23 protein-coding genes are annotated in these 23142 nt (G+C 67.8%); 18 read left to right on the top strand and 5 right to left on the bottom strand.

What is annotated here, in order from left to right; all coding sequences use genetic code 11:
• Window positions 1-48: 48 nt before the first annotated feature.
• Window positions 49-270 carry a hypothetical protein gene (locus IEX97_RS06985; RefSeq protein ID WP_229776571.1) on the bottom strand — a complete coding sequence of 74 codons (222 nt, stop codon included), beginning with the start codon at window positions 268-270 and terminating at the stop codon, window positions 49-51.
• Between the two features lie 48 nt (window positions 271-318).
• Between IEX97_RS06985 and mutY the strand changes: the two genes are divergently transcribed.
• The 7 genes from mutY (at window position 319) to IEX97_RS06950 (ending at window position 7254) form a co-directional block, all read left to right on the top strand.
• Window positions 319-1464: an A/G-specific adenine glycosylase gene (gene mutY / locus IEX97_RS06980; RefSeq protein ID WP_188881972.1), complete on the top strand. Its 1146-nt coding sequence runs from the start codon at window positions 319-321 to the stop codon at window positions 1462-1464.
• A 43-nt stretch (window positions 1465-1507) separates the two neighbouring features.
• Complete coding sequence (leuS, locus tag IEX97_RS06975; protein WP_188881971.1) at window positions 1508-3985, top strand: leucine--tRNA ligase; 2478 nt, start codon at window positions 1508-1510, stop codon at window positions 3983-3985.
• A gap of 106 nt (window positions 3986-4091) precedes the next feature.
• Entirely contained in the window at window positions 4092-4838 is a 747-nt protein-coding gene (locus tag IEX97_RS06970; protein ID WP_229776569.1) for a FadR/GntR family transcriptional regulator, read from the top strand.
• Between the two features lie 104 nt (window positions 4839-4942).
• Window positions 4943-5365, top strand: a complete 423-nt coding sequence (locus IEX97_RS06965; protein ID WP_188881970.1) for an NAD-binding protein — start codon at window positions 4943-4945, stop codon at window positions 5363-5365.
• Between the two features lie 55 nt (window positions 5366-5420).
• Window positions 5421-5603, top strand: coding sequence for a hypothetical protein (locus IEX97_RS06960; protein WP_188881969.1), 183 nt, complete (start codon window positions 5421-5423; stop codon window positions 5601-5603).
• Window positions 5604-5623: 20 nt separating this feature from the next.
• Window positions 5624-6763 carry a sporulation integral membrane protein YtvI gene (gene ytvI, locus IEX97_RS06955; RefSeq protein WP_229776567.1) on the top strand — a complete coding sequence of 380 codons (1140 nt, stop codon included), beginning with the start codon at window positions 5624-5626 and terminating at the stop codon, window positions 6761-6763.
• The gene (locus IEX97_RS06950) at window positions 6760-7254 is read left to right on the top strand and encodes a DUF402 domain-containing protein (protein ID WP_188881968.1); all 495 of its coding nucleotides are present in this window, start codon (window positions 6760-6762) and stop codon (window positions 7252-7254) included. The genes ytvI and IEX97_RS06950 overlap by 4 nt, the downstream gene beginning before the upstream one ends.
• Before the next feature lie 54 nt (window positions 7255-7308).
• On the opposite strand, the gene IEX97_RS06945 is transcribed toward IEX97_RS06950, so the two are convergent.
• Complete coding sequence (locus IEX97_RS06945) at window positions 7309-7881, bottom strand: RsfA family transcriptional regulator (protein WP_188881967.1); 573 nt, start codon at window positions 7879-7881, stop codon at window positions 7309-7311.
• A 161-nt stretch (window positions 7882-8042) separates the two neighbouring features.
• On the opposite strand from IEX97_RS06945, the gene IEX97_RS06940 reads away from it, so the two are divergent.
• From IEX97_RS06940 to nth, 4 genes are read left to right on the top strand one after another with little or no spacing between them, the layout of a single operon-like run.
• Window positions 8043-10322 (top strand): DEAD/DEAH box helicase, encoded by a 2280-nt coding sequence (locus tag IEX97_RS06940; RefSeq protein ID WP_188881966.1) that lies wholly within the window; start codon window positions 8043-8045, stop codon window positions 10320-10322.
• Window positions 10323-10325: 3 nt separating this feature from the next.
• The gene (locus IEX97_RS06935) at window positions 10326-11693 is read left to right on the top strand and encodes a ribonuclease H-like domain-containing protein (protein WP_188881965.1); all 1368 of its coding nucleotides are present in this window, start codon (window positions 10326-10328) and stop codon (window positions 11691-11693) included.
• 4 nt (window positions 11694-11697) lie between these two features.
• Window positions 11698-13152: a bifunctional metallophosphatase/5'-nucleotidase gene (locus IEX97_RS06930; protein ID WP_188881964.1), complete on the top strand. Its 1455-nt coding sequence runs from the start codon at window positions 11698-11700 to the stop codon at window positions 13150-13152.
• A gap of 14 nt (window positions 13153-13166) precedes the next feature.
• Window positions 13167-13973, top strand: a complete 807-nt coding sequence (nth, locus tag IEX97_RS06925; RefSeq protein ID WP_188881963.1) for an endonuclease III — start codon at window positions 13167-13169, stop codon at window positions 13971-13973.
• Window positions 13974-14028: 55 nt separating this feature from the next.
• On the opposite strand, the gene IEX97_RS06920 is transcribed toward nth, so the two are convergent.
• Window positions 14029-14433 (bottom strand): DUF2614 family zinc ribbon-containing protein, encoded by a 405-nt coding sequence (locus tag IEX97_RS06920; RefSeq protein ID WP_479684761.1) that lies wholly within the window; start codon window positions 14431-14433, stop codon window positions 14029-14031.
• An 85-nt stretch (window positions 14434-14518) separates the two neighbouring features.
• Here IEX97_RS06920 and IEX97_RS06915 point away from each other — a divergent pair, with 85 nt between their 5' ends.
• From IEX97_RS06915 to IEX97_RS06900, 4 genes are all read left to right on the top strand, one after another.
• Complete coding sequence (locus IEX97_RS06915) at window positions 14519-15115, top strand: DUF2140 family protein (protein WP_188881961.1); 597 nt, start codon at window positions 14519-14521, stop codon at window positions 15113-15115.
• Window positions 15116-15188: 73 nt separating this feature from the next.
• Window positions 15189-17144, top strand: coding sequence for a spore germination protein (locus IEX97_RS06910; RefSeq protein ID WP_229776565.1), 1956 nt, complete (start codon window positions 15189-15191; stop codon window positions 17142-17144).
• Window positions 17141-18259 (top strand): GerAB/ArcD/ProY family transporter, encoded by a 1119-nt coding sequence (locus IEX97_RS06905; RefSeq protein ID WP_188881960.1) that lies wholly within the window; start codon window positions 17141-17143, stop codon window positions 18257-18259. The genes IEX97_RS06910 and IEX97_RS06905 overlap by 4 nt, the downstream gene beginning before the upstream one ends.
• Window positions 18252-18431: a hypothetical protein gene (locus tag IEX97_RS06900; protein WP_188881959.1), complete on the top strand. Its 180-nt coding sequence runs from the start codon at window positions 18252-18254 to the stop codon at window positions 18429-18431. Before IEX97_RS06905 ends, IEX97_RS06900 begins: the two co-directional genes overlap by 8 nt.
• On the opposite strand, the gene IEX97_RS06895 is transcribed toward IEX97_RS06900, so the two are convergent.
• Entirely contained in the window at window positions 18421-19671 is a 1251-nt protein-coding gene (locus tag IEX97_RS06895) for an aminotransferase class I/II-fold pyridoxal phosphate-dependent enzyme (protein ID WP_188881958.1), read from the bottom strand. The two genes, IEX97_RS06900 and IEX97_RS06895, sit on opposite strands and share 11 nt — an antisense overlap.
• 136 nt (window positions 19672-19807) lie before the next feature.
• Here IEX97_RS06895 and rnhA point away from each other — a divergent pair, with 136 nt between their 5' ends.
• Genes rnhA through IEX97_RS06880 form a run of 3 tightly spaced genes read left to right on the top strand, consistent with a single transcriptional unit; the run spans window position 19808 to window position 21989 of the window.
• The gene (rnhA, locus tag IEX97_RS06890; protein ID WP_229776563.1) at window positions 19808-20260 is read left to right on the top strand and encodes a ribonuclease HI; all 453 of its coding nucleotides are present in this window, start codon (window positions 19808-19810) and stop codon (window positions 20258-20260) included.
• The gene (queG, locus tag IEX97_RS06885; protein WP_229776561.1) at window positions 20248-21375 is read left to right on the top strand and encodes a tRNA epoxyqueuosine(34) reductase QueG; all 1128 of its coding nucleotides are present in this window, start codon (window positions 20248-20250) and stop codon (window positions 21373-21375) included. Before rnhA ends, queG begins: the two co-directional genes overlap by 13 nt.
• A gap of 2 nt (window positions 21376-21377) precedes the next feature.
• Window positions 21378-21989, top strand: coding sequence for a methylated-DNA--[protein]-cysteine S-methyltransferase (locus IEX97_RS06880; protein ID WP_308426191.1), 612 nt, complete (start codon window positions 21378-21380; stop codon window positions 21987-21989).
• Window positions 21990-22057: 68 nt separating this feature from the next.
• Here IEX97_RS06880 and IEX97_RS06875 read toward each other — a convergent pair.
• The coding region (locus IEX97_RS06875) for a protein kinase family protein (RefSeq protein ID WP_188881956.1) at window positions 22058-23142 on the bottom strand (1085 nt) is incomplete at its 5' end.

Genomic DNA, 23142 nt, shown 5'->3' with positions numbered 1-23142 from the left:
GGGCAAAGGCGTGCCCACCGGCTGACTGCGGAACCGTGATGGTCGGGATCATTCCTCCAGCGAATCCATGACCTCTTCCGCGATTCGCTGCGCTTGTGCGTCCGCGCTGTTGCGGCCCCACAACTGGGCGCGCCGCAGCGTCTCCCAGGCGGCGATGCCGACGCTCGCGCCGACGAGTGCGGCGGCGGTCATCGCGGCGACGTTTGGCCGTCTGGCGGGCACGAACCGATGGCGTACGCGATCCGTCATCCCGTTCACGACTTCCCACATGGCCAGCACCTCCCGCGCGTATTGTAACCACTCGGAGGAATTGTACGCATGCCACATCCTGCGCAAGTGCTCGTCGCTTGGTACCGTGCGCACCACCGCCGCCTCCCGTGGCGGCAGACGCGCGATCCATACGCCATCTTGGTCAGTGAGACGATGCTGCAACAGACCCGCGTCGAAACGGTCGTCCCGTATTACGAACGGTTTTTGCGGCGGTTCCCCACCGTCCGCGATTTGGCGGCCGCCGCGGAGGACGAGGTGTTGAAGCTGTGGCAGGGCCTCGGCTACTACCGGCGGGCGCGCCACCTCCACCGGGCGGCCCAGGCTGTCGTCGCCGACTACGGAGGCGCGTTTCCGCCATCGCCCGCGGCCATCGCCCGTTTGCCGGGCGTCGGCCCGTACACCGTGGGCGCCGTGTGCAGCATCGCCTGGGATTTGCCGGTGCCGGCCGTCGACGGCAACGTCCTGCGGGTGATGGCCCGCTACCTCGCCTTGGCCGAGCCGGTCGATCGCGCCCCGGTCAAGCGGCGGATCGCGGACGAGGTGCGCGTCTGGCTGGCGTGTGCGCGTCCGTCCGAGCTGACGCAGGCGTTGATGGAGTTGGGTGCCGTCGTCTGTACGCCGCGCAGTCCACGGTGCGGCGAGTGCCCGCTCGCGCCCACGTGCGCGGCCCGGGTGCAGGGCCGGGCGGAGGAGTTGCCGGTGCGGGCGGAAAAGCGCCCGCGGCGCCGGGTGGAGGTCGCGGCCTTGTGGTTGGAGCACGACAGGCGTATATTGGTGGAAAGGCGCCCAGCACAAGGGCTGTTGGCCGGGATGTGGCAGTTGCCGCAGGTGGAGCGGGAGGCCGGCGCAAGGGACCGGCAGCGGCTGGCCCGCGACACGGCGGATTTGGCGCGGCTGTATGCGGAACTTACCGGGGATCCCGGCGTCCTGCGGGACGGCGGGTTCGTGCCCGTGGCAGAGGCGCGCCACGTATTCACCCATCTCGAGTGGGACGTGGTGGTCTACCGGCCGGCGGATCCGGTACGAGAACCGCTCTCTGCGGTGCGGGAAGGAACGTGGGCGCGCGGCGCAGACGGCGGTTTTGCGGACATCCCGGCGGCGGGGCCAAGGCGGCAGTGGATCGCGTTCGCGGATGTGCCCAGGTTGGCCTGGCCGCGCGTGTATGAACGGCTGTTGGCGCGGCTCGTGCCGTGATCCCATAGAAGGCGTGACCTAGAGACGATGGAGGAATTCGCGGATGGCTGACGGAGTCCAACTAGAGTACAGACCTCAGGACATCGAGCGCAAATGGCGAAAGCGCTGGCAGGAGACCGGGGCGCACCGGGTGCGCGAGGATAGCGGCAAGCCGAAGTACTACTGCCTCGACATGTTCCCGTACCCGTCCGGCAGCGGGTTGCACGTCGGACACTGGCGAGGGTACACCATCTCCGACGTATGGGCCCGCTACAAGAAATTGCAAGGCTACGAAGTCCTGCACCCCATGGGCTGGGACGCGTTCGGCCTGCCGGCGGAAAACGACGCCATCAAAAAGGGCATCCATCCCGCCGTGTCGACGGCGCGCAACATCGCCAACTTCAAGCGGCAGCTGGAAGAGATCGCTGCGATGTACGACTGGGACCGCGAGATCAACACGAGCGATCCGTCGTACTACAAATGGACGCAATGGCTGTTCACGAAGATGTTTGAGATGGGCCTGGCCTACCGCAAAAAGATGCCCATCAACTGGTGCCCCAGCTGTAAGACCGGACTCGCCAACGAAGAAGTGATTGACGGCGAGTGTGAGCGGTGCGGCACGCCGGTCACCAAACGCGAGATGGAACAGTGGATGCTCAAGATCACGGCGTACGCCGACCGCCTGCTGCGGGATTTGGACAAGCTGGACTGGCCGGACAAGGTCAAGCGGATGCAGGCGGCGTGGATTGGCCGCAGCGAGGGGGCCAAGATCCGCTTCGCTGTGGCCGGCGTGGCCGGCGCGGAGATTGAGGTGTTCACCACCCGCCCGGACACGTTGTACGGCGCAACCTACATGGTGCTGGCGCCGGAGCACCCGCTGGTGGCGCGCATCACGACGGACGCCCAGCGCCCGGCCGTCGAGGCGTACGTGGCGGAGACGTTGCGCAAGTCGGCGGTGGCGCGCCAGATTGTCGACAAGACGAAGACCGGCGTGTTCACCGGGGCGTACGCGGTGCATCCCCTGACCGGGGCGCGCATTCCCATCTGGATTGCCGATTACGTGCTGATGGATTACGGGACCGGCGCCATCATGGCGGTGCCGGCGCACGACGAGCGGGATTTCGACTTCGCCAAAGCGTTTGACCTGCCCATCGTCCAGGTCATCGTACCCGCAGGCGAGGATGGGGCGCAGGCGGGCGAGACGGGCGTCGGCGGCGGGGCGGCCGCGGCCCTTACCGCTGCGTACACCGGCCCGGGCCGGCTGGTCAACTCCGGGCCGTTTGACGGCATGGACAACGAGGCGGCCAAAAAGGCCATCATCGAGGAGTTGGCGCGGCGCGGCTGCGGTGAGGCGGCGGTCACCTACCGGATGCGCGACTGGGTATTCGCCCGCCAGCGCTACTGGGGCGAACCCATCCCCATCATCTACTGCGACCGCTGCGGCACCCTGCCGGTGCCGGAAGACCAGTTGCCGGTCCGGCTGCCGGATGTCGAGCGTTACGAGCCCACCGGCACCGGAGCGTCGCCGCTGGCGGCCATCGAGTCGTTCGTGCGCACCACCTGCCCCCGCTGCGGCGGGCCGGCGCGGCGGGAGACGGACACCATGCCGCAGTGGGCGGGATCGAGCTGGTATTTCCTGCGCTACGCAGACCCGCACAACGACAAGGAGCCGTTCGGCCGCGAGGCGGTCCGCAAGTGGCTGCCGGTGGACATGTACATCGGCGGCGTCGAGCATGCGGTGCTGCACCTTCTGTACGCCCGCTTTTTCACCAAGGTGATCTACGACCTGGGGCTCATCGACTTCGACGAGCCGTTCCAGCACCTGTTCAACCAGGGGATGATCACGCTCAACGGCGCCAAGATGAGCAAGTCGAAGGGCAACGTGGTCAGCCCGGACGACCTCATCGCGCGCTTCGGCGTCGATGCGCTCCGCATGTACGAGTTGTTCGTCGGCCCGCCGGAGGAGGACGCGGAGTGGAACACCAACGGCCTCGAAGGGGTCAGCCGCTTCTTGCACCGGTTTTACCGCCTGGTGGCGGCGCACGCCAAGTCGCCGGCGCCGGCGCGGCCGGCGCTGCAGAAGCTGCGCCACCGCTTCCTGCACACCTTGCACGAGCGCATGGAGAGCTTCCGGCTGAACACGGCGGTCAGCGCGTTCATGGAGTACATCAACGCTCTGTACGACGAGGCGGAGCAGGGCGGGCTGGATCGCGACACGCTCGAGACGCTGGCCGTCACCGTGGCTCCCTTCGCGCCGCACCTGGGTGAGGAGCTGTGGGAGATGCTCGGCCACGAGACTTCCGTGTTCGAAGCGCGTTGGCCGGCGTACGACGAGCGCTGGCTGGCCGATGAGGAGGTCGAGATCGCCATCCAGGTCAACGGGCGCCTGCGGGCGCGCATGGTGGTGCCGGCCGACGCGCCGGAAGCGGACGTCGTGGCCCGCGCCAAGGCGCACCCGGACATGGGGGTGTGGCTCGACGGCAAGGATGTGGTGAAAGCCATCTACGTGCCGGGCCGCCTGTTGAATCTGGTGGTCCGCTGAACCGGCGCTTCCGGCCGCGCACCGCGTCATCGCCGGCCAAGGGTTCCGGCGGAGCCTGCGTGTGCGCGCCGCCTTGCGCACGCCGCCGTCCCGGGAGGTGGTTGCGTTGGCAGGTGGCTCGCGCTGCCGGCAGCCGTTGTACGCGCAGGTGGCAGAAGAGATGCGCGCCCTGATTGAGGCAGGGGTGTACGGCCCTGGCGACCGCCTGCCGCCGTTGCCGGAGTTGGCGGTGCGGTTCGGGTGCAGCCGGGCGACCGTGCGCGAGGCGCTCGGCACCCTGCGCGGCCAGGGGCTGGTCGAATTTCGCCCCGGGGACGGCACGTACGTCAAGCGGGTGGTGGTCGAGTCGTGGATGAAGCCCCTCGAGGCGGCGATTTTGCTCGGCCAGAACCACGTCGAACAACTGCTCGGCTTGGCGATCGCCGTTTTGGCCGGTGTGGCGTGGACGGCCGCGCGCAACCACCGGCGGTTGGACACCGGCTTGCTGGCGGCGCGCTTGTTTGACTTGGAATGCGCCGATCCGCTCGACGAAACGGCGATCTCGGCGGAATTGGCGTTTTACTTGGCGTTGGCGGAAGCCATCGCCCAGCCGGTGTTCGAGAACACCGTCCGCGTCCTGCAGGAGGTGTTGCGCAGCAGCCTGCGCGCCGGCAAGGACGCCCGTCGCCGTTTCCTCGGCGTCGATGCCTGCCGTGCGGTCTACGACGCGGTCGTCCGGGGCGATCCCGCCGCGGCCCGCGACGCGGTGTACGCGTACGGGGAAGCGCTCATGCGCCATCTGGCAAATGAGCGCGTCCGCGCCGCGCGGCGCCCGCTCGTGCATCACCGGCATGAGCCGGCAGGCCCCCTGTGAGTTTTCCCCGCGGGTGTGTATAATGAAGATGTAAGCGCTATCAGGGCGTTCGCTCAGATCGTCTGCTGCGTTCGGTGAATGGAACGGCAAGGGAGAGAAGCGGCATGACCCATCTGCTCATCGCGGCATTTGGCCGGGAAGGTCTCACCTATGCGCGCGAAGCGGAGCGCTTAGGTTGGCAGTACCGGGTCCTCGCTTGCTTTGAGGATGTCCACAGCCAGTTGTCGCGTTGGCACGGCGACAAGGTCTTGCACGTGCAGGGGCGGCGCGCGGACGTGATGCGTGCGGTGGCCGAGTGCAGATTCGACGCGGCCATCGTCCAGGACGACGAGCATTTCATCCGTACCGCGCTCATCACCCAGTCCCTGCATGACGCAGGCGTGCCGCTCATCATCGTCGTCACGCGCGATCCCGCCCGGCGCGCGATGTACCGGCGCTGCGGCGCGCACCGCATGGTCGTCGCGGCGGACGCGGCCGCCGCATGGCCAGCCGTCTTGCGTTGGTTGCCCCAGGTGCAGACCGCGTAGCCGGGTGGGTTCGTCTGGTACAATAGGGACGATGTGATGAAAGGAGCGTCGTCCCATGTCCGTGTGGTGGAAGTTGACGTTCATGAGCCTGGCGCTGTGCACCATGGCCAGCCTCGCGGCCGCCAGCGTCATGATGGCGGAGGGACGCGGCGTGGCCGCGGTGTCTTTGTTTCTCTTGGGAGCCTGCCTGATGGGCGGAGGATTCGCGCTGCGCGGCCGCGCCCTCGGCAACCGGTGAAGACGGGTGGTGCAAGCCCGGTGCGATTCGTCGTCTCGGCGCGCATGCGCCGGTACTTGCGGCGTGTGTTGGAAGTCGTCTTGTTGCTTTTGCTCCTCGCCCTGCTGGCATTCTTGTTTGTCCGCGTCCTGCCGTACATCGAGCCGTTCGTCATCGGGTGGCTGATCGCCATCATCCTGCTGCCTGTGGTGCGCTGGGTGGAGAGCCGCGGTGTGCCGCGCGTGCCCGCGGTGCTGACGGTGCTCGGCGGCGCGGTCGCGCTGTTTCTCCTCATCGCCGTCTACGCGGTCATCGCGATTGCCCGTGAAGCCACCCAGCTCAGCCTCACCATCGCCCGCAACTTCGACGCGCTGCAGCAGTGGCTGAAGGATGAGATGCAGCGCGGACAGACGGTCTTCGGCCAACTGCCGCCCAAGGTGGCGGCGGGGATGGAGACCACCGCAGGGCAGGTGCTGACCTCCGTCGAGTCCGGGTTCCGCAGTGTGGTGCACGCCCTGCTCTCCAGCCTCACGCATTTGCCCGAGACGTTTTTGGTCCTCGTCATCTCGCTCGTCGCGGCGTTTTTCATGCTGGCCCGGCGGGAGCGGATGTACCGCCGCTTTTTGCGGGCATTGCCGCCGGGATGGTCGGCGAAGGTCGACGCGGCCATCGCCGACATGATGCGGGCGTTTGTCGGCACCCTGCGGGTGCAGGTCATCCTCATGCTGCTGACGGCGGCCATGGGTGTCGTCGGCATGGCGTTGTTGCGCCTGCCCTACGCGGTCATCCTCGGGCTGTTGCTCGGGGTGTGCGGCAGCATTCCGGTCGTCGGTTCGGCGCTCTTGACCGTCCCGTGGGCGGCGGGCGCATTCATCGTCGGCGATGTGCCGATGGCGCTCAAGGTCTTGCTGCTGCAAGCGGTCATCTCCCTCGTCCGGCATGTCGTCGAGCCGAAGATCCTCGCGGACAACGTGGGCTTGGACATGCTCAGCACCTTGTTCGCGCTTTACGTCGGCATGAAATGGCTGGGCGTCATCGGGCTGTTTTTCGGGCCCATCATCCTGATTGGGATCCTCTCGCTGTTCCGGGCGCACATGTTCGTCGAATTTTTCGCCGCGGACGCGGATCAGGAGCAGGGTGCGGGTGATGCCGCGGCCAGCCGGGACGGCGATGGCGGATGAAGTTGTGCAGTTTGCGCGCGGACGGCAGACCGCACCGGACGTGGACGAATGTGGAGGCGACGGATGAGCCGTGGTCGTTCTACATCCCGGCGGGATCGCCCGTCGTGGAAGCGGACGGCCGTGTCTGGTCGAGCCCGTATCCGGTCGTCGCGCACTTTTTTGCGGGGTGCTTCTATCAGGTGTTCCGGTTGCTCAAAGCGTCCGGGGAGGAGTACTATTGCAACGTGATCACGCCGCCCGTGTGGGACGCATCGCACACCGCCGTCGTCTTTCACGACCTCGATCTCGACGTCTACGTGGCACCGGACGGGGTCAGGGTGTTGGACGAAGAGGAGTTTGCGGCGCAGCAAGCGAACTATCCGGCGGAGTGGGTGACGGAGGCGCGGCGCGCGGCGGCGGAACTGGTGCGCATGGCGAACGCCGGGGAAGGTGTGTTTTCCAAAGCCGCCGCGCGGCGGTGGCGAGCCTGGGTCGAGGCGCGCCCAAGCTGAACCCGGTCGGCGGCCTTGCGTGTCGGCGGCCTTGCGTTGCCGCGGCCGCGAGCTTCATTCGTTCGGCAGCCGCGGCCCCTCGGCTTCCAGCAGCTTGCGCGCGCGCTCCATGATGGCGAAGAGGGCCTTGGAATCTTCCTCCAATTGTTCCGGCGTGATGGCGGGCACCGCTTCCTGCGCCTTGGCCAACTGGGCCGTGAGCTCTTCGACGCGCTGTTGGAGCTTTGCATTTTCGGCGGCGAGCGCCTCGACCTGTTGGAGCAGGTTCTGGTATTGCTCGCTGAATGTCTGCAAGAATTTGATGACGTCTTTCATCGAGTCGGCCGTCGTCACGGTCACCGCATGGGTCTCCTGTCCGGCGGCCGCCGTCTGGTTCGCCCGCCGCTGGCCTGCCTTTCGTTCCCGTTTCGCGGCTTCGATTTCATCCCGGTAGCGTTTGCGCACCACACCGTTCCAGCGGTAACCGCAGGCTGCCGCGGTGCGCCCGAGTTGGCTGGCCGCCTCTTCAAACGCCCGCAGCTGGGTGCTGCCGCTGCGGATGTGTTGCAAGACCAAGGAAGCCAGGCGCGCATCGTCTTCCGGTGTCCAGGCGTCGGAGCGCGTGACCCAACGTTGTACGGATGGCACGGTCATTCCTCCCTCTGGTTCGTACTATACTTTATCTCCACGGTGTACGAGATTCATACAATCTCGCGTGTTTGCCTTCTTTACCATGCTATGTCGCCTGGTTGCTTTCGTGACTGGCGGACGGGGGCGTCTCGTAGAGAATGTGAGGGCGGGTGGATGAGATGGAACTCTCGATGTTGCTCGACGAATGGCGACGGACGCCGGAGTTCATGGCGCAGGTGGCTGCGTGGCACGTGGAGCCGGCGCGGCCGGCCGTCTGGCGCCCGCTGCCCGGTTGGCTGCATCCCGAGTTGGCCGCCGCGCTCTTGGCGCGCGGCATCCAAGCCCTCTACAGCCACCAGGAGGAAGCGGCCGCGCGGGTCCACGCCGGACAGGATGTGATGGTGGTCACGCCGACGGCGAGCGGCAAGACGTTGTGTTACAACCTGCCGGTGCTGGACGCCATCTGCAAAGACCCGTCGGTGCGTGCCCTGTACTTGTTTCCCACCAAAGCGCTGTCGCAGGACCAGGTGGCGGAGCTCGGCGATCTCGCCGGCCACCTGCGCACGCGGGTGCATACGTTCACCTACGACGGCGACACGCCGCTCCACGCCCGCCAGAAGATCCGGGAAGCCGGCCACATCGTGGTCACCAACCCGGATATGCTCCACGCGGCCATCCTGCCGCACCACACGAAGTGGCTGCGGCTGTTCGAGGGCCTGCGGTACATCGTGATCGACGAAGCCCACCTGTACCGCGGGGTGTTCGGGAGCCATGTCGCCAACGTCATCCGACGGCTGCTGCGCGTGTGTGCCCATTACGGCGCGCGGCCGCAGTTCATTCTCAGTTCCGCCACGGTCGCCAATCCGGAGGACTTGGCGCGGTCGCTTACCGGGCGCGGGGCGGCGGTCATCGCCGAGTCGGGCGCACCGCGCGGGGAGCGGCACGTCGTGCTCTACAATCCGCCGGTGGTGCACCCGCAGCTGGGCGTGCGCCGCTCCGCGCTCCAGGAAGCGCGCCGCCTCGGCGGCAGGCTGTTGCGGGAACGGATCGCGACCATCGCGTTTGTGAAGACGCGGAACCAGGTGGAGCTGTTGGCCCGCTACTGGCAGCAGGACGCGCCGGAAGCGCTGCGCGGCCGCATCACGGGCTACCGGGGCGGCTATCTGCCCGGGGAGCGGCGCCAGATTGAGCGTGCGCTGCGCGACGGCCGCATCCTCGGCGTGGTCAGCACCAACGCCCTCGAGCTCGGGGTGGACATCGGATCGCTCGACGCCGCCATCGCCGTCGGTTTCCCGGGCAGCATCGCCTCTCTCCGCCAGCAGTTCGGCCGCGCCGGCCGCCGGCACGGGTTGGCGTTGGCGCTGTTCATCGCCAATGCCTCCGCGGTCGACCAGTACCTCGCCAACCACCCGGACAGCCTGTTGTCCGCGTCGCCGGAGGCGGCCCGCCTGCATCCGGACAACCTGCTCATCCTCATGGACCACCTCAAGTGTGCCGCGTACGAGCTGCCGTTTGCGGCCGAGGAAACGTTCGGGGTGGAGACGACCGCCGAGCTGCTCGAGTACCTGGCCAGTCAGCGGGTGCTGCACCGGGGCGGCGACGGGCGCTACCATTGGATGGCCGACGCGCTGCCGAGCCACGCGGTGTCGCTGCGCAGCGCGGCGCAGGACAACGTGGTGATTGTGGATGTGCACGGGGCGCGGCCGCAGGTCATCGGGGAGATGGACCGTTTCAGCGCCTTGACCATGCTGCATGAGGAGGCCATCTACCTCCACCAGGGACGTTCCTATCAGGTGGAGAAGCTCGATTGGGAAAACGGCAAGGCGTTCGTCACCCCGGTGGAGGCCGACTACTACACGGATGCGGAACTGGCGGTGCGCCTGGCGGTGCTCGACGTGTTGGCGGAGGAGCCGGGCGGCGGGGCGGCGCCGGATCGGCGATACGGTGAAGTGATGGTCAACGCGGTGCCGACCTTGTTCAAAAAGATCAAATTCGATACGCACGAAAACCTGGGCTGGGGCAAGATCCACCTGCCCGAGGTGGAACTGCACACCATGGGGTTCTGGTGCTCCTGGCCGCTCTCTTTGCGGCCGTGGTCGCGGACAGAGTGGGAGAGCGCGCTGCTCGGCGCGGCGCACGTGTTGCGCCAGGCCGCGAGCCTGTACTGCATGTGCGCACCGACGGACCTGCACACCGCCATCGAGGTCCGCGACGTCTTGTACGGGTTGCCGACGGTGTACCTGTACGACGCCTATCCGGGCGGCGTCGGCCTGGCCGAGCGCGTCTACCGTGCGAGCCGGGAGGTGTTCGCCACCGCGCGCGACATGGTGGCCGGATGCCCGTGCCATGCGGGTTGCCCCTCGTGCATCGGTCCGCACGTGGCGGGCGAAGGCGCCAAGGCGTGGGTGGCGGAGTTGCTCGCGACGGTGGCGGATGCAGGGACGACGGTGGAGGTGTGAGGGATGGCGAGATCGCTCTGGGAGCGGCTGCAGCGGCTGGAGGCGTCGGTGCGCCGCGCGGGCGGGTCCGGCGCACCGGATCATCCAGCTCATCCTGCCGGGACCGCGGCGGGCCCGGCGGGCGGCGCGGGCACAACCCACGTGCCGGATGCGGCCGCTGCCGCCCTTGCGGATGCCGCCCACGGCAAGGACGCAAAGCCCGGTGCGCCGGATGCCGCGGCGGTGCTGCGTGCCCTCGGCTTCGTGCGTGAACAGGGCGCGGCGGGATGGTACTGGGTGCGCCGCCTGCGCTGCGACCGGCTCACTGCCCACGGCTGTGTCCGCCTCGGCGAGGTGGACCACCCGGGGCTGGTGAAAGTGGTGCAGGCGGCCGCGCGGGTGGGCGCGTGGTCCGGCCGGCCGGAGGACGTGTTCTTTTACGACACGGAGTCCACCGGCCTCGGGACGGGCGCGGGCACGTTCCCGTTTTTGCACGGTGTGGGGTACCTGGCGGAAGATGAGTGGGTGATGGAGCAGTGGCTGGTCGCCGATTACGCGGAGGAGCCGGCGGTGCTCCAGGCGGTGCGGGAACGGCTCTGTGCGCCCGGCGCGGTGGTGATGACGTTCAACGGCAAAGCGTTCGACTGGCCGCTCCTGCAGAGCCGCCTGCGCCTGTACCGCATGGATTTCGCCGGAGAACCCTTGCAGGCTGACTTGATGCACCCTTGCCGGCGGCTGTGGCGGAAGCAACTGGAGAAGGTGTCGCTCGGCCGGCTCGAGACGCACGTGCTCGGGCTCACGCGCCAGGGTGATCTCCCCGGGCGGGAGGCGCCTGCCCGCTACTTTGCGTTCCTCACCGCGCCGCGGGCGGAAGACCTGGAACCGGTGTTGGCCCACAACGCGGCAGATCTGTGCGCCCTCGCCGGGCTTGCGGCCGTGCTGGCCCGTCTGTACACCGGCGAGCAGCCGCCGGACGGGGCGCACGGATACGCCGCCTTGGGCGCATGGCATGCCGAGTGGCGGGAGCACGAGGTTGCGGACCGTTGTTACCGTGCGGCCGTCCATGCGCCGGATGCGGATTGGCGCGTGCGCTGGCTGGCCAGCCTGTACTTCAAACGGCAAGGGCAGTGGTCCGCCGCGTGTGCCGTGTGGGCGGAGATGGCGGATCGCCACCCGTGGACGGTGGCGCCGCTGGTGGAGTTGGCCAAGTTCGCGGAGCACCACGCCCGCGATCTCGCCGCCGCCCGCCGCTGGACCGCCCTGGCGCTGGAACGGGCGGCGGCCCGCCACGACCGCTCCGCGGTGGACGAGTTGCGCCACCGCTTGGCGCGCATCGAGCGCAAACTGGCGGCTGCGCCGGACATGCTCCATTCAGTTCCATCCGTGAGGTGAGGCTGTGCTCATCCACCTCTTGCACGTGAACGACGTGCACAGCGCACTCGAGAACCACATGCGCCTCGGCGCGTCTTTGCGCCGGTTGCGCAGCGCATTGACGGCAGGCGGGGAGCCGGTGTTGACGTTCGACGTCGGCGACGTGCTGGATCGCGTCCGCCCTGAGACGGAAGGCACGCTCGGGATGGTGAACGCCGCGCTCTTGGCCGCGCTCGGCGTCGACGGTTGGGTGTTCGGCAACAACGAAGGGCTGACCGTGCCGGCGCCCGTATGGCCCCGTTTGGCTGCACGGGCCCGGACGGTGGTGTTTGGCACCAACCTGCGCTGGCGAGGCCGCCGGGTGCCTGGGTTCAGGGATCATCAGGTGTTCCGGCGGGCGGGGCTCCGGATAGGGGTTTTCGGGGTGACTTCCAACTTCGAGCTGCCGTACCGCGTCCTCGGCATCGAGGTGTCCGATCCGGTCGCCGCCGCGCAGGCCGCTGTCCGCCGCCTGCGCGAGCACGGCTGCGACCTGGTGGTGGCGCTGTCCCACCTCGGCCTGCGGGCGGACCGGCAATTGGCGGCCGAGGTGGCGGGGATCGACGTGATTGTCGGCGCCCACTCGCACCATTTTCTTGAAGCGCCCGAGTGGGTGGGCACGACCGCCATCGTCCAGGCCGGTAAGCACGCCCTCGCGTACGGGCATACCGTCCTCGTGTTCAACCAGGCGTGCGGCAAAGTGGAAGAGGTACGCACGCGCCTCATCCCGACGCCGCTGGACGGTCCGTTCGACGCGGAGATGTTGGCGGCGTACCAAGGCTGCGTGCGTGAGGCCGAGGCCCGCCTCGCAGAGGAGGTGCTCACGCTGCATCGTCCTCTGCCCGTCCGCTATGATGCGGAGTCGCCGTTCGCCAATGCGCTGGCCGAGATCCTCGCGCGGGTGTATCCGTGCGACGTGGCGCTGGTGCACAGCGGAGCCTTGACGGCGAGCCTGTTGCCGGGGCGGATCACCCTGCGCCACATCCACGGCGCCTGCACCACGCCGACGCGGCCGGTGCGGTTGACGATGACGGGCGAGCAGCTCTGGCAGACCGTGGAACTGTCGCTGCAACCTGCGTATTACCACCGCCCGGGCATCGGCTATGGCTTTCGCGGCGCGATTGTCGGCACGCTGGCGGTGGCGAACGCAGAGGCCGAGGTGAGGCGGACGGCGGACGGACAAACCGTGCTGGCGTCGCTGTCCGTCGGGGGCAGGCCGGTGGAGGCGCATCGCCGCTACCGGGTGGTCGCTCCGGAGTACCTGTGGCTGGCGGGATTGTTCCCAGCGTTCCGCGCTGCGGATGCAGTTGAATTCGAGGCGCCGCTCATGCGAGAATTACTCGTGAGACACCTCGCGGACCCGGACGTCCTTTGCAAGGCGTTCTGGCCGCGGTTCAAAATGCGCTCGCCATCTGAAACCGGACAGGCAGCGACCGAGTGAGAGGGAGAAAGTTCATGGCGCTCATGTCGCGCGCCAATGCGCGCCGGATGTTGGTCAAGCTGGCCGAGGCGTATCCGGACGCCAAGTGCGCGCTTCACTTCAGCAACCCGTTTGAGCTGCTCGTCGCGACGATGCTGTCCGCGCAGAGCACCGATGCCCGCGTCAACCAGGTGACCGCTCGCTTGTTCCAAAAATACAAGGGACCGGAGGACTACGCGCGGCTGCGCCCGGAAGACCTGCACGACGACATCAAGGAGCTCGGGCTCTGGCGCGCCAAATCGGAGAACATCATCGCGGCGAGCCGGATGATCCTCGAACGGTTTGGCGGCGAGGTGCCGCGCACCCAGGAGGAACTGGTGCAGTTGCCGGGCGTGGGCCGCAAGACGGCCAACGTGGTCGTGTCGAACGCGTTCGGCGTGCCGGCGCTGGCAGTCGACACGCACGTGCAGCGGGTGGCGAACCGGCTCGGCCTCGCCAACAGCATGAATCCGGAGATCACCGAGCGGCAAATCTGCCAGCGCATCCCGCAGCGGCTGTGGTCCCAGGCCCATCACTGGCTGATCCACCACGGCCGGCAGGTGTGCAGTGCGCGCAATCCGAAGTGCCACATCTGCCCGGTGCAGTCGTTCTGTCAGTTCTATCAGGTCTTGCAGCAGGACGGCAAATTACGCGAGAAGGTCTTCCCGGAAACCGCGGCGCAAACAGCGTCCGCACAGACCGGACCGCAAAGAGGCAAGCGCGGCGAGGCCCGCCGCGCGGCGCAAGATCACAAACCGTCTCGCAAACCGTCTCGCCGCGCGCAAGCCAAGGGGCCGTCATGACCCTTGCCCGGCCCGGCGCGCGCAGGCGCGGCCCAGTGCCACGGACGCACGGGTTTCATCCTTCGCGCGGCGAGCCCTGCGGTGCATCCGGTGGCACATGCGGCTCGTACGTCCCCGCCGCCGTCCGGTACAATGCGAGGCGGCAGTGCGGGCAGGCGTCCCGTTCGCCCGCCAGGCGTATGCGCTCGCCGCAGCGCGGGCAGTCCATCGTCCGCAGCCGGGGGTTGACCGGTCCGAACCGAAAGTAGATGAGGATGCCGGCCAAGACGCCGAGGCTGCCGAGGACGAGCAGAAACGGCATCCACTGGAGTTTGTAGACGCCGCCGTACATCGTGAAGAAACCTGCGAACATCAACACCAGCGCCCCGTTGCGCCAGCGGTTGGCGTTCATCCTGTCGCATCCCACCTGTCGTCTCTGTCGCCCGCGGTGTGCACGTGGTTGCAGGCCGGGTTCATGCATGTTGTGTTCATGCATTTATGGTAATTCAACGCCAGGCGCCCGTCCAGACGAGCCGGGGACGGCCGCCCGAAAGGAGCACCGTGCCGTGTGGAAGCGCGCCTTCCTCGGGCTGTTGTCCATCAACCTCCTCATCGTGGCGGCCATCGGGCTGTGGCTTGACTTGTTGCCGCCGCAGTCCGCCCCGCCGCCCGGGCGCCCGGTCCCGGCAGGGGCGGCCGCCGTCCAGGTGGCGGTGGGCGACGACGCCATCAACGCCTATTTGGAGTACGCCCTCGCGCAGCAACCGGACATGCGCAAGGTGCTCTCCTACGCCCGGGTGCACTTTGCCTCCAACTGGGATGTGTCCCTCGGCGTGAAGCTGGCGGATCGCGTCGTGCCGTTTGACCTCACCTTCTCACCCCGCATCGCCGGCGGCGACCTGGTTCTCCAGGTCCAGGGGGCGGAGATGGGGCACGTCCCCATTCCCACGTCCCTCCTCATGGTCATCTTCCGGCATCTTCCCTGGCCGGATTGGATCCGCGTGGACGATCCGGGCAGCCAACTCGTCCTGCGCTTCTCCGCGCGGCCGCAGCGGCCGTACGGGGTGCGCATGGTCAGCTATTCCGCGGCCGACAAGCGTCTGACCGCGAACATCTACATCCTCCCCAAGTCCATCGCGTCCATGGCGCATTCCGCCCGCTAGACTGGCCATCCATCGATTTCATGCGCATAAAACTTTCCCCTTCCACCCACCCTGAGCCGTAGGGATGAACAGGATGCCGGAACCTGCGACGTTCATCCGGGACGGGGAGGGGAAACGGGTGCGCATTCCCGACTGGTTGCAGCGCCTCTTTTCATACGACGACACGGCGTCGCGTCACCCGTTCACGCTGGCAGGCGCCCACGCGGAGACGGCTCAGAAAGAAGAGGCACAAGGTCCGCAAGCCCCAGATTCGCGAGCCTCAGCATCGCAAACGTCAGCATCGCGCGCGTCGGATTCCCGAGCCTCGGCATCGCAAGCCGCTGGGGAGCGGCCGGCGGATGGCCAGGCGGAGGAAACCACTCCGGTGGTGCGGCCGGTGCCATTACGGGATTGGATGGCGCAGCAGGAATCGTCACAGAGCGCACCGGCATCGCCGATGGACGCCTCAGAATCGCCGACGGCGGGGAGTGCAGCCCACGCGTGGCCGGAGAAAGTCCCGGCGGATCTCGCCTCCTGCAAGGCGGCCATCGAACGGACGTTCCACCTGCCCGAGAACAAAGACATCGTGTTGCGGTCGTTTCGCGTCGGGGTTGAACCAGGATGGGACGCGCTCGCCGTGTTCGTGGACGGGTTGGTCGATAAAAGCGTGATCAACACCCACATCCTGCAGCCGTTGATGCTGTTGTCTCATCTGGACGAAGCGCTCGGGGAGCGGCGGGAACGCATCGATGTCGTCCGGGAGGCGCTCCTGCCCGGCAACCAGATCACCCAACTCGACCAGTGGCGCGACCTGGTGCAAGGGATCCTCGCCGGCAACACGGCGGTCTTGGTCGACGGCTCCCCGGCGGCGCTGGCGGTCGAGACCCGCGGCTGGGAGCATCGCCAAGTCGGCTTGCCGCAGACGGAAACGGTGGTGCGCGGCGAACACGACGCGTTCACCGAGAGCTTCCGCGCCAATACAGGCCTCGTGCGCAGCAAGCTGCGCAGTCCCGATCTCGTCACCGAGATGATGACGGTCGGCACAGCCGCCAGCACCGACGTCGCCGTGATGTATGTCAAAGGCGTCGTGAATCCGGCGTTGGTCGCCGAGGTGAAGCGCCGGATCCAAAGCATCGAGGTCGATTACCTGCCGAGCAGCGGCGTGCTGGAACAGTTCATCGAGGACCAGCCGCGATCGCTCATCCCGCAGGTGCTCGCCACCGAACGTCCGGACCGCATCGCCCACATGCTGATGGAAGGCCATGTGGCCATCTTCGTCGGCCACAGCCCGTTTGTCCTGGCGGTGCCGGCGGTGTTCTTCTCGTTGCTGCACACCGCGGAAGACGCGTATGTCCGGGCGCCGTTCGGCACGTTCCTGCGCATCATCCGCTGGTTGGCGTTGTTCGCCGCGTTGCTGTTGCCTGCGTTCTACATCTCGGTCGCGAACTTCCACCCGGAGATGATCCCGACCGACCTGATGCTCGCCATCGCGGCCAGCCGCGAGCAGGTGCCGTTTCCGGTCATCTTTGAGGTGTTGCTGATGGAGTTTTCCATCGAGCTCATCCGCGAGGCAGGTATTCGCATTCCATCGGTCATCGGTCCCACTATCGGTATTGTGGGCGCGCTCATCATCGGTCAGGCGGCGGTGCAGGCCGGGATTGTGAGCCCGATTTTGGTCATCGTGATTGCGGTGACGGCGTTGGCGTCGTTCGCCATCCCCAACTACGCGCTCGGCTTCGGGGTGCGGGTGATGCGGTTCGCCTTCCTCCTCGCCGCCAGCCTGTTCGGGTTTTACGGCATCGCCCTCCTGTTTTGCGCCATGGTCGCCAAGCTCTCGGTGCAGAAGTCGTTCGGCGTACCCATCCTCGCCCCGGTGGCGCCGAAGATGGACAGCGCGCCCGACGTGTTCTTCCGCGGGGCGGCATACCGGATGAATCAGCGGCCGAGTTACCTGCAGCCGCAGAACGACTGGCGGCAGGCGCCGGTGACGCGCCCGTGGAGCGATGAGACAAAACCGCGCTCCCGGCAAGGGAGGTCACGCCGGCCATGACCCAACACGTGGAGGAAAAGGCGAGCGTCGGTGCAAAAGAGTTGACCGCGGTGTTCACGGTGTACACGGCCAGCCACGCCTTTCTCGGTTTTCCGCGCTACGCCGGGGAGACGGCGTATGAAGCCGGATGGATGTTGCCGCTCATCGCCGGGGCCATCAGCATCGCGGCGTTCCTGGCGGTCGATGCGGTCATCGCGCGCCGCTTCCCGGGGATGGACATCATCGAGATTGCGACGACGTGCTTCGGCAAGGTCAGCGGGACGCTGGTGTCCTTGTGCATTGTGGCGTTTTTGCTGGCCACCAACGCCATGGTGTTCCGCGAGTTCAGCGAAAACGTGGTCTCGACGGTGTTGCCGTTCACGCCCATCTTTCTCGTCGGCGGGCTCGCGATGTTGACGGCGCTCTACATCGCCTGGATGGGGTTGGAGGGCATCGCCCGCACCGCGTACATCTTATTCCCGGTGCTTTTGGTCGGCATCGTCAGCCTGTGCGTCCTGACCGTCAATTGGTGGCACCCCGCGTGGCTGTTTCCCGTCTTCGGCCGCGGGTTGCCCGCGGTGTTGCAGGGCGGGTTGCACGCCTGCTCCCTGGTGCTCAACGTGGTGCTTTTGACCATCGTCTACCCGCACGCCCATAATCCGAAAGACCTGCGGCGGGTCGGTGTCGTCAGCATCGCCCTGTCGTCCGTCCTCGTCAGCATGTTCATCATGGCGTACCAAATGGTGTTTCCTGCTCCTGGATCGCCGTCGTCTCCGTTCCCGCTCTATCAACTGGCGCGGATGATTTACGTTGGGCGGTACATGCAGCGCTTGGAGAGCGTCTATGTGTTCCTGTGGGTGACGGCCGCATTGGCGAAACTGGCGGTCAGCCTGTGGGCGATGGGCTACATCCTCGCCAGCGCCTGCGAGTGGCCGTCGTTCCGCCCCGCCCTGCCGGCGATGGCCATGCTGTGTTTCGCCTTGGGGATGTGGCCGCCCAACGTCGGCCTCGTCCTCCACGTTTACGACGTGTACTACATGCCGTGGGGATGGCTGCTCAACCTGGGGATGCCGTTGGCGGTTGCCGGCCTGGCATTCGCCATCCGCGGCCGGAAGCGGGGGATACACCATGCTTAAGTTCCTTGCCGCCATGGTGATCCCGTTGTACGTCCTGGTGTACACCGCGCTGTACGGGCGCTGGTTGACGAAGCGGCGGGCGCCCGCCAAAGCGGCTGCGGCAGCTTACGCATTGGCGGGGTTGTCGTTCGCCGTGTCGGCGGTCATCTTCTGGCGTCTGTTCACCAGATAGGGGGTTCCGGACGGGCGTCCGGCCAGGGTGGCTCGCCCGCCTTGGCCAGGCACTCCGCCAGCCGGTCGATGCCTTTCACCACGTTCTCGTACGCCGTCGTCAGCGAGATGCGGACGTGGTGCTTGCCCGTTCGGCCGAAGGCGCTGCCCGGGGCGACGACGACGCGGTACGTTTCGAGCAACCGCTCGGCGAACGTCTCGCCGTCCGTGCCTGCCGGCACCGGCAACCAGAGGTAGACCGCGCCCTGCGGCGGATCGACATGCCAGCCAATCCGGCGCAGGGATTGCACGGCATAGTCGCGCCGGCGTTGGTACTCGGCGCGCAGCGCCGCCGCGAACGGGCTCGGCCACACCTCGTCGAGGGCGGTGGCGCCCGCGAACTGGATCGGCGCGAAGATGCCGGAGTTGATGTGGCTCTGCACCACGAGCAAGCTCTCGATGGCCTCCGCGCACCCCACCGCGGCGCCGAGCCGCCATCCGGCCATGTTGAACGTCTTGGAGAAGGTCATGAATTCCACCGCCACGTCCTTGGCGCCCGGCACCTCGAGGATGCTGGGAGACACGCGGCCGTCGTACGTGATCTCGCTGTACGCGTGGTCATAACAGATGAGGAATGCGTAGCGGCGGGCGAGATCGACCACGCGTTCGAGGAACGAACGCGGCGCCAACACGCCGGTCGGGTTGTTCGGGTAGTTGAGGAACAGGAGCTTCGTCCGCCGCCAGATGTCCGCCGGGACGGCGTCGAGGTCCGGCAACCAGCCGAGATGCCGCCGCAGCGGCACGCGCACGGCACGGCCGCCGGCAAACCACACCCCGTCGTCGTAGGCGGGAAATGCCGGGTCCGGGATGACGGCCAGGTCGCCGGCGTCAAGGTACGCCAGCGAAATGTGGAACAACCCCTCTTTCGATCCGATGAGCGCAAGGACCTCCCGCTCGGGATCAAGCATCACGCCGAAGCGCCGCCGGTAGAACCGTGCCACCGCTTCCCGGAAAAACAAGGACCCGCGGAACGCCGGGTAGTGGTGGTTTTCCGGGTCGGCAGCCGTCTCCTGCAGGCGGCGCACGACGGCGGCCGGCGTCGCTTGGTCCGGGTCGGCCTTGCCGAGATCGACGATGTCCGCCGCGCCTTGCTCCCGCAGTCGGTACACCCGTTCATCGAGTTGCGCGAACACGTACGGCGCGAGGCCCGCCAGTTTCTGCGCCTTGCGGGCGGCGGGCCGCGTGATGGTGACCTCCGCCATGTGCCATCACCTCGCCCTCCAGTATGCGCCCCGGCTGGGCAAGCATGCGCGTATCCATGCATGTATAATCGAGGCGAAGGGAGGAACGCCCGTGTCCGCTGCAGGGCAAGAGGCTCCAGGCGCAACGAGGGCTTTGGTGGAGATCTATACCGACGGTGCGTGTTCCGGCAATCCCGGACCTGGCGGTTGGGCGGCGGTGCTGCGCCACGGGGACAAGGTGAAGGAGATTTCCGGCGGCGCGGCGCACACGACGAACCAGCGCATGGAGCTGACGGCTGTCGTCGAAGCGTTGCGCTGCCTGCGCACGCCATGCCGGGTGGTGATCTACAGCGATTCGGCGTACCTGGTCAACTGCTTCCGCCAAAAGTGGTACGTGACATGGCGGCGCAACGGGTGGCGCAACAGCAAGGGCGAACCGGTGCAGAACCGCGACTTGTGGGAGCAGATTCTCGCGGAGATGGAAAAGCACGACGTCCGTTTTGAAAAGGTGCGGGGCCACGCGGGTGTAAAGTGGAACGAGCGCTGCGACGAATTGGCTCGCCGCGCGGTGCCGCGCCCGGGCGAGGGCGGTTCGGCGTGTACGAGGTGAACCGGTTGGCGCTTTGGCAGATGGGGCAGGAACTGGGTTTTGACGCCATCGGCGCCACCACAGCCGATCCGTTTCCCGAACTCGTTCCGCGCCTCGCCGCGTATGCGGCGCGCGGGCGCACCGGTTTCGAGTGGGAGGACATCGCCGAGCGCATCGACCCGAAGCGTTGGCTGCCGGAAGCGAGATCGCTCATTGCGGTGGCGTTGGCGTATCTGACGCCGGCGGGACGCCGGTTGGCCCGCCGCCACCCGGCCAAGGGGCTGCATGGCCGCTTGACCGTGTACGCGTACGGGGAGGACTACCACCAGGTGTTGGCGCGCCGCCTCCACCTCCTCCACCGGGCGTTGGAGGCGTATCTGGGGCGGCCGGTCAAGGCGCGTATCGCCGTCGATACCGCGCCGTTGGTGGACCGGGCCGTGGCGGAACGGTCAGGCATCGGTTGGATTGGAAAGAATTGCATGTTCTACACGGACAAGCACGGTTCCTATGTGTTCTTGGGGACGCTGCTCACGGACGTCGAGGTGGAACCGGGATCGCCGCAGCCTGACCGCTGCGGGACGTGCGACCTGTGCCTGCGCGCCTGCCCGACCGGCGCGCTGCTCGCACCCGGTGTCATCGACGCGAAACGGTGCCTGTCGTACATCACGCAGATGAAGGGCATCATCCCGCCGGAATTCCGCGTGGCGCTGGGGCGGCGGGTGTGGGGGTGCGACACCTGCCAGTGGGCGTGCCCGCACAACGCAGCGGCCGCCGCGGCGGTCCATCCGGAGTTCTTGCCGCAGGGGGAATTGGCGTATCCGGATTTGATTGCCATCCTCTCCTGGAGCAATCGTGAATTTCTTCGCCGCTACGGTCGGACAGCCGCTGCGTGGCGGGGGCTCGCCACCTGGAAGCGCAACGCCCTCATCGCGCTGGGCAACTGCCGGGACCCGCGCGCCGTGCCCCACGTTGTGCCGTTTCTTTCGCACCCGCGGCCGGAGCTGCGGGCGAGTGCGGCGTGGGCGCTATGGCGGATTGGCGATCCGGCGGGCACCGCGGCGGTGCGGGCGGCGTACGTGCGGGAAGAAGACCCAGCGGTCAAGGCGGAGATGGCGTGGGCGGTGGAGGAGGGATAAGCGTGCGCCAAGGGCAGTGTCAGGAGGCGTTTGCGCCGGCGGACACCCGCGTGCCCTGGGTGGAGCTGCCGGCACCGCGTGCGCCGCTGGTGTGGGCGGTGTGCCCGGGGACACCCGTCGGCGACGTGTGGGTCGGTGCCAGCGCGTGCGGCGTGGTGGCGGTCGCGTGGGCGGAGAAACGGGTGGCGGCGCCCGGCACGAGCCCGGACCCTGCCGCCACGCCGGAGGAGGTTCGCGCGGCGGCGGACTGGGCCGGGCAGGCGGTTGCGGAGCTTTCCGACTACTTTCGCGGGGCGCGCCGGCGCTTCACCGTCCCTGTGGCGGTGTGGGGGACTCCGTTTCAATTGGCCGTCTGGCGTGTCCTGTGCACCATCCCTTACGGGGCGACCTGGTCGTACGCCGACGTCGCGGCCGCGCTCGGCCGGCCGCAGGCGGTCCGCGCGGTGGGACAGGCGAACCGAGCCAACCGCGTGCCCATCCTCGTCCCTTGCCACCGCGTCATCGGCAAGGACGGCAGCCTCGTCGGCTACGCCGGGCGCGATCTCGACCGCAAGGCGGTTCTGCTCGCCCACGAGCGCGCCGGGGCGTCCGGCGCGGGGCGGGCGCAGGGTTGAGGGCGGCGCAGGGTTGTGGATGGTGCGGGGTTGTGGATGGTGCAGGGTTGGGGGCGGTTGCGGGCCAGTCACGCATCCCGCTGCAAGCGGGCAATCTGTTCGCGGTACGCGTCGAGGAACGCTTGGCGCCGCGGCTCCTCCCGCCAGGCGTCCGCCAGTTCCGTCACCTGTGCCGGTTCGGCGAACACGGTGTAGCGGGTGCTCGCCAGGCGCCAGGCGCGGTACGGGAAGCGGAGCAGCGCTTCGACCAAGCGGTACTCCGCCGCCGACATCGCGCGCGCTTCGTTGTAGGCCACGAAGCAGGCGTACGCCACGTCGGCGGACCAAGCCGACGCCTGCAGGCCGCGGCGGATGAGGTGCGCGGCGTCGAGCGCCCGCGGGGCGTAGGCGGCGAGATCGAAATCGAGCGCGTACGCGCCGTCGGCCGCGAGGATGAAGTTGGCAGGCGTCACATCGAGGTGGCACAGGCCGGGCGCGGCCATCTCGCTGCGCAGGAACGCCGCGACGTCGGCTTCCGCCAACAGGCTGAGGCTCTTCTCCGCGTCTTTCCGCAATGCGGGGTACCACTCGAGGAACAGCTCATCGAACGCGTCTTGTTCTGCTTTGCGCTCCGCATGGTCCGCGAACCGGCGCAGGTCATCGGCACGGCGGCGCAGCAGCGCCTCCATGCCGACCGGCGCGGGGGCGCCGGCGTGCCGGAAGCCGCGCGTCGCCTCGTACCATGCGGCAAGGGTGTGCGCAATTTGGCGGACATGGTACGCGGACGCAAAGTTGGCTGCCGCACCCGCGATGAACGGGGTGGCGTAGAACGTCCGGCGATCCGCCACAGCGTACGGCTGGCCGTCCCGCGCCGGGACCATGGCCGCGGTGCGCAGGCAGCCGCGTGCCTGGGCATGAAGGATGGCGGCTGCCAGGAACGCCACCCGCGCCGGGGGCAGATGGGTCTCCTTGACGACAAACGTCCCCGTATCCGTTTCCACCTTGATCACCGTTCCGAGGTGACGGACCTCCGATATCTCCCACGCGTAGCGGCGCAGGACGGATGGCGGGATGCCTGCGCGGGCGCAGGCCGCCTGCCAACTGCGCGGCAAGGCGAGCGGGCGCGCCGGGGCCGCGGGCGCGGCGGAAGCACCGTGCACAGACGCGGGCGTGC

The organism is Paenalicyclobacillus cellulosilyticus, from assembly GCF_014647315.1.
Taxonomy (GTDB): Bacteria; Bacillota; Bacilli; order Alicyclobacillales; family Alicyclobacillaceae; genus Alicyclobacillus_J; species Alicyclobacillus_J cellulosilyticus.
Note: the sequence above shows the minus strand (reverse complement) of the source record. Positions and strands in the feature narration are given on the sequence as shown.

Bases quoted from the DNA above. Each gene is read 5' to 3' on its own strand.
- IEX97_RS06920 (WP_479684761.1), bottom strand. From the start codon at position 14,433: ATGCATGAACCCGGCCTGCAACCACGTGCACACCGCGGGCGACAGAGA.
- IEX97_RS06895 (WP_188881958.1), bottom strand. From the start codon at position 19,671: ATGGCGGAGGTCACCATCACGCGGCCCGCCGCCCGCAAGGCGCAGAAA.
- IEX97_RS06940 (WP_188881966.1), top strand. From the start codon at position 8,043: ATGGAACTCTCGATGTTGCTCGACGAATGGCGACGGACGCCGGAGTTC.
- IEX97_RS06910 (WP_229776565.1), top strand. From the start codon at position 15,189: ATGCCGGAACCTGCGACGTTCATCCGGGACGGGGAGGGGAAACGGGTG.
- IEX97_RS06950 (WP_188881968.1), top strand. From the start codon at position 6,760: ATGAAGTTGTGCAGTTTGCGCGCGGACGGCAGACCGCACCGGACGTGG.
- nth (WP_188881963.1), top strand. From the start codon at position 13,167: ATGGCGCTCATGTCGCGCGCCAATGCGCGCCGGATGTTGGTCAAGCTG.
- IEX97_RS06905 (WP_188881960.1), top strand. From the start codon at position 17,141: ATGACCCAACACGTGGAGGAAAAGGCGAGCGTCGGTGCAAAAGAGTTG.
- leuS (WP_188881971.1), top strand. From the start codon at position 1,508: ATGGCTGACGGAGTCCAACTAGAGTACAGACCTCAGGACATCGAGCGC.
- IEX97_RS06900 (WP_188881959.1), top strand. From the start codon at position 18,252: ATGCTTAAGTTCCTTGCCGCCATGGTGATCCCGTTGTACGTCCTGGTG.
- IEX97_RS06960 (WP_188881969.1), top strand. From the start codon at position 5,421: ATGTCCGTGTGGTGGAAGTTGACGTTCATGAGCCTGGCGCTGTGCACC.
- IEX97_RS06935 (WP_188881965.1), top strand. From the start codon at position 10,326: ATGGCGAGATCGCTCTGGGAGCGGCTGCAGCGGCTGGAGGCGTCGGTG.
- IEX97_RS06965 (WP_188881970.1), top strand. From the start codon at position 4,943: ATGACCCATCTGCTCATCGCGGCATTTGGCCGGGAAGGTCTCACCTAT.
- IEX97_RS06985 (WP_229776571.1), bottom strand. From the start codon at position 270: ATGTGGGAAGTCGTGAACGGGATGACGGATCGCGTACGCCATCGGTTC.
- mutY (WP_188881972.1), top strand. From the start codon at position 319: ATGCCACATCCTGCGCAAGTGCTCGTCGCTTGGTACCGTGCGCACCAC.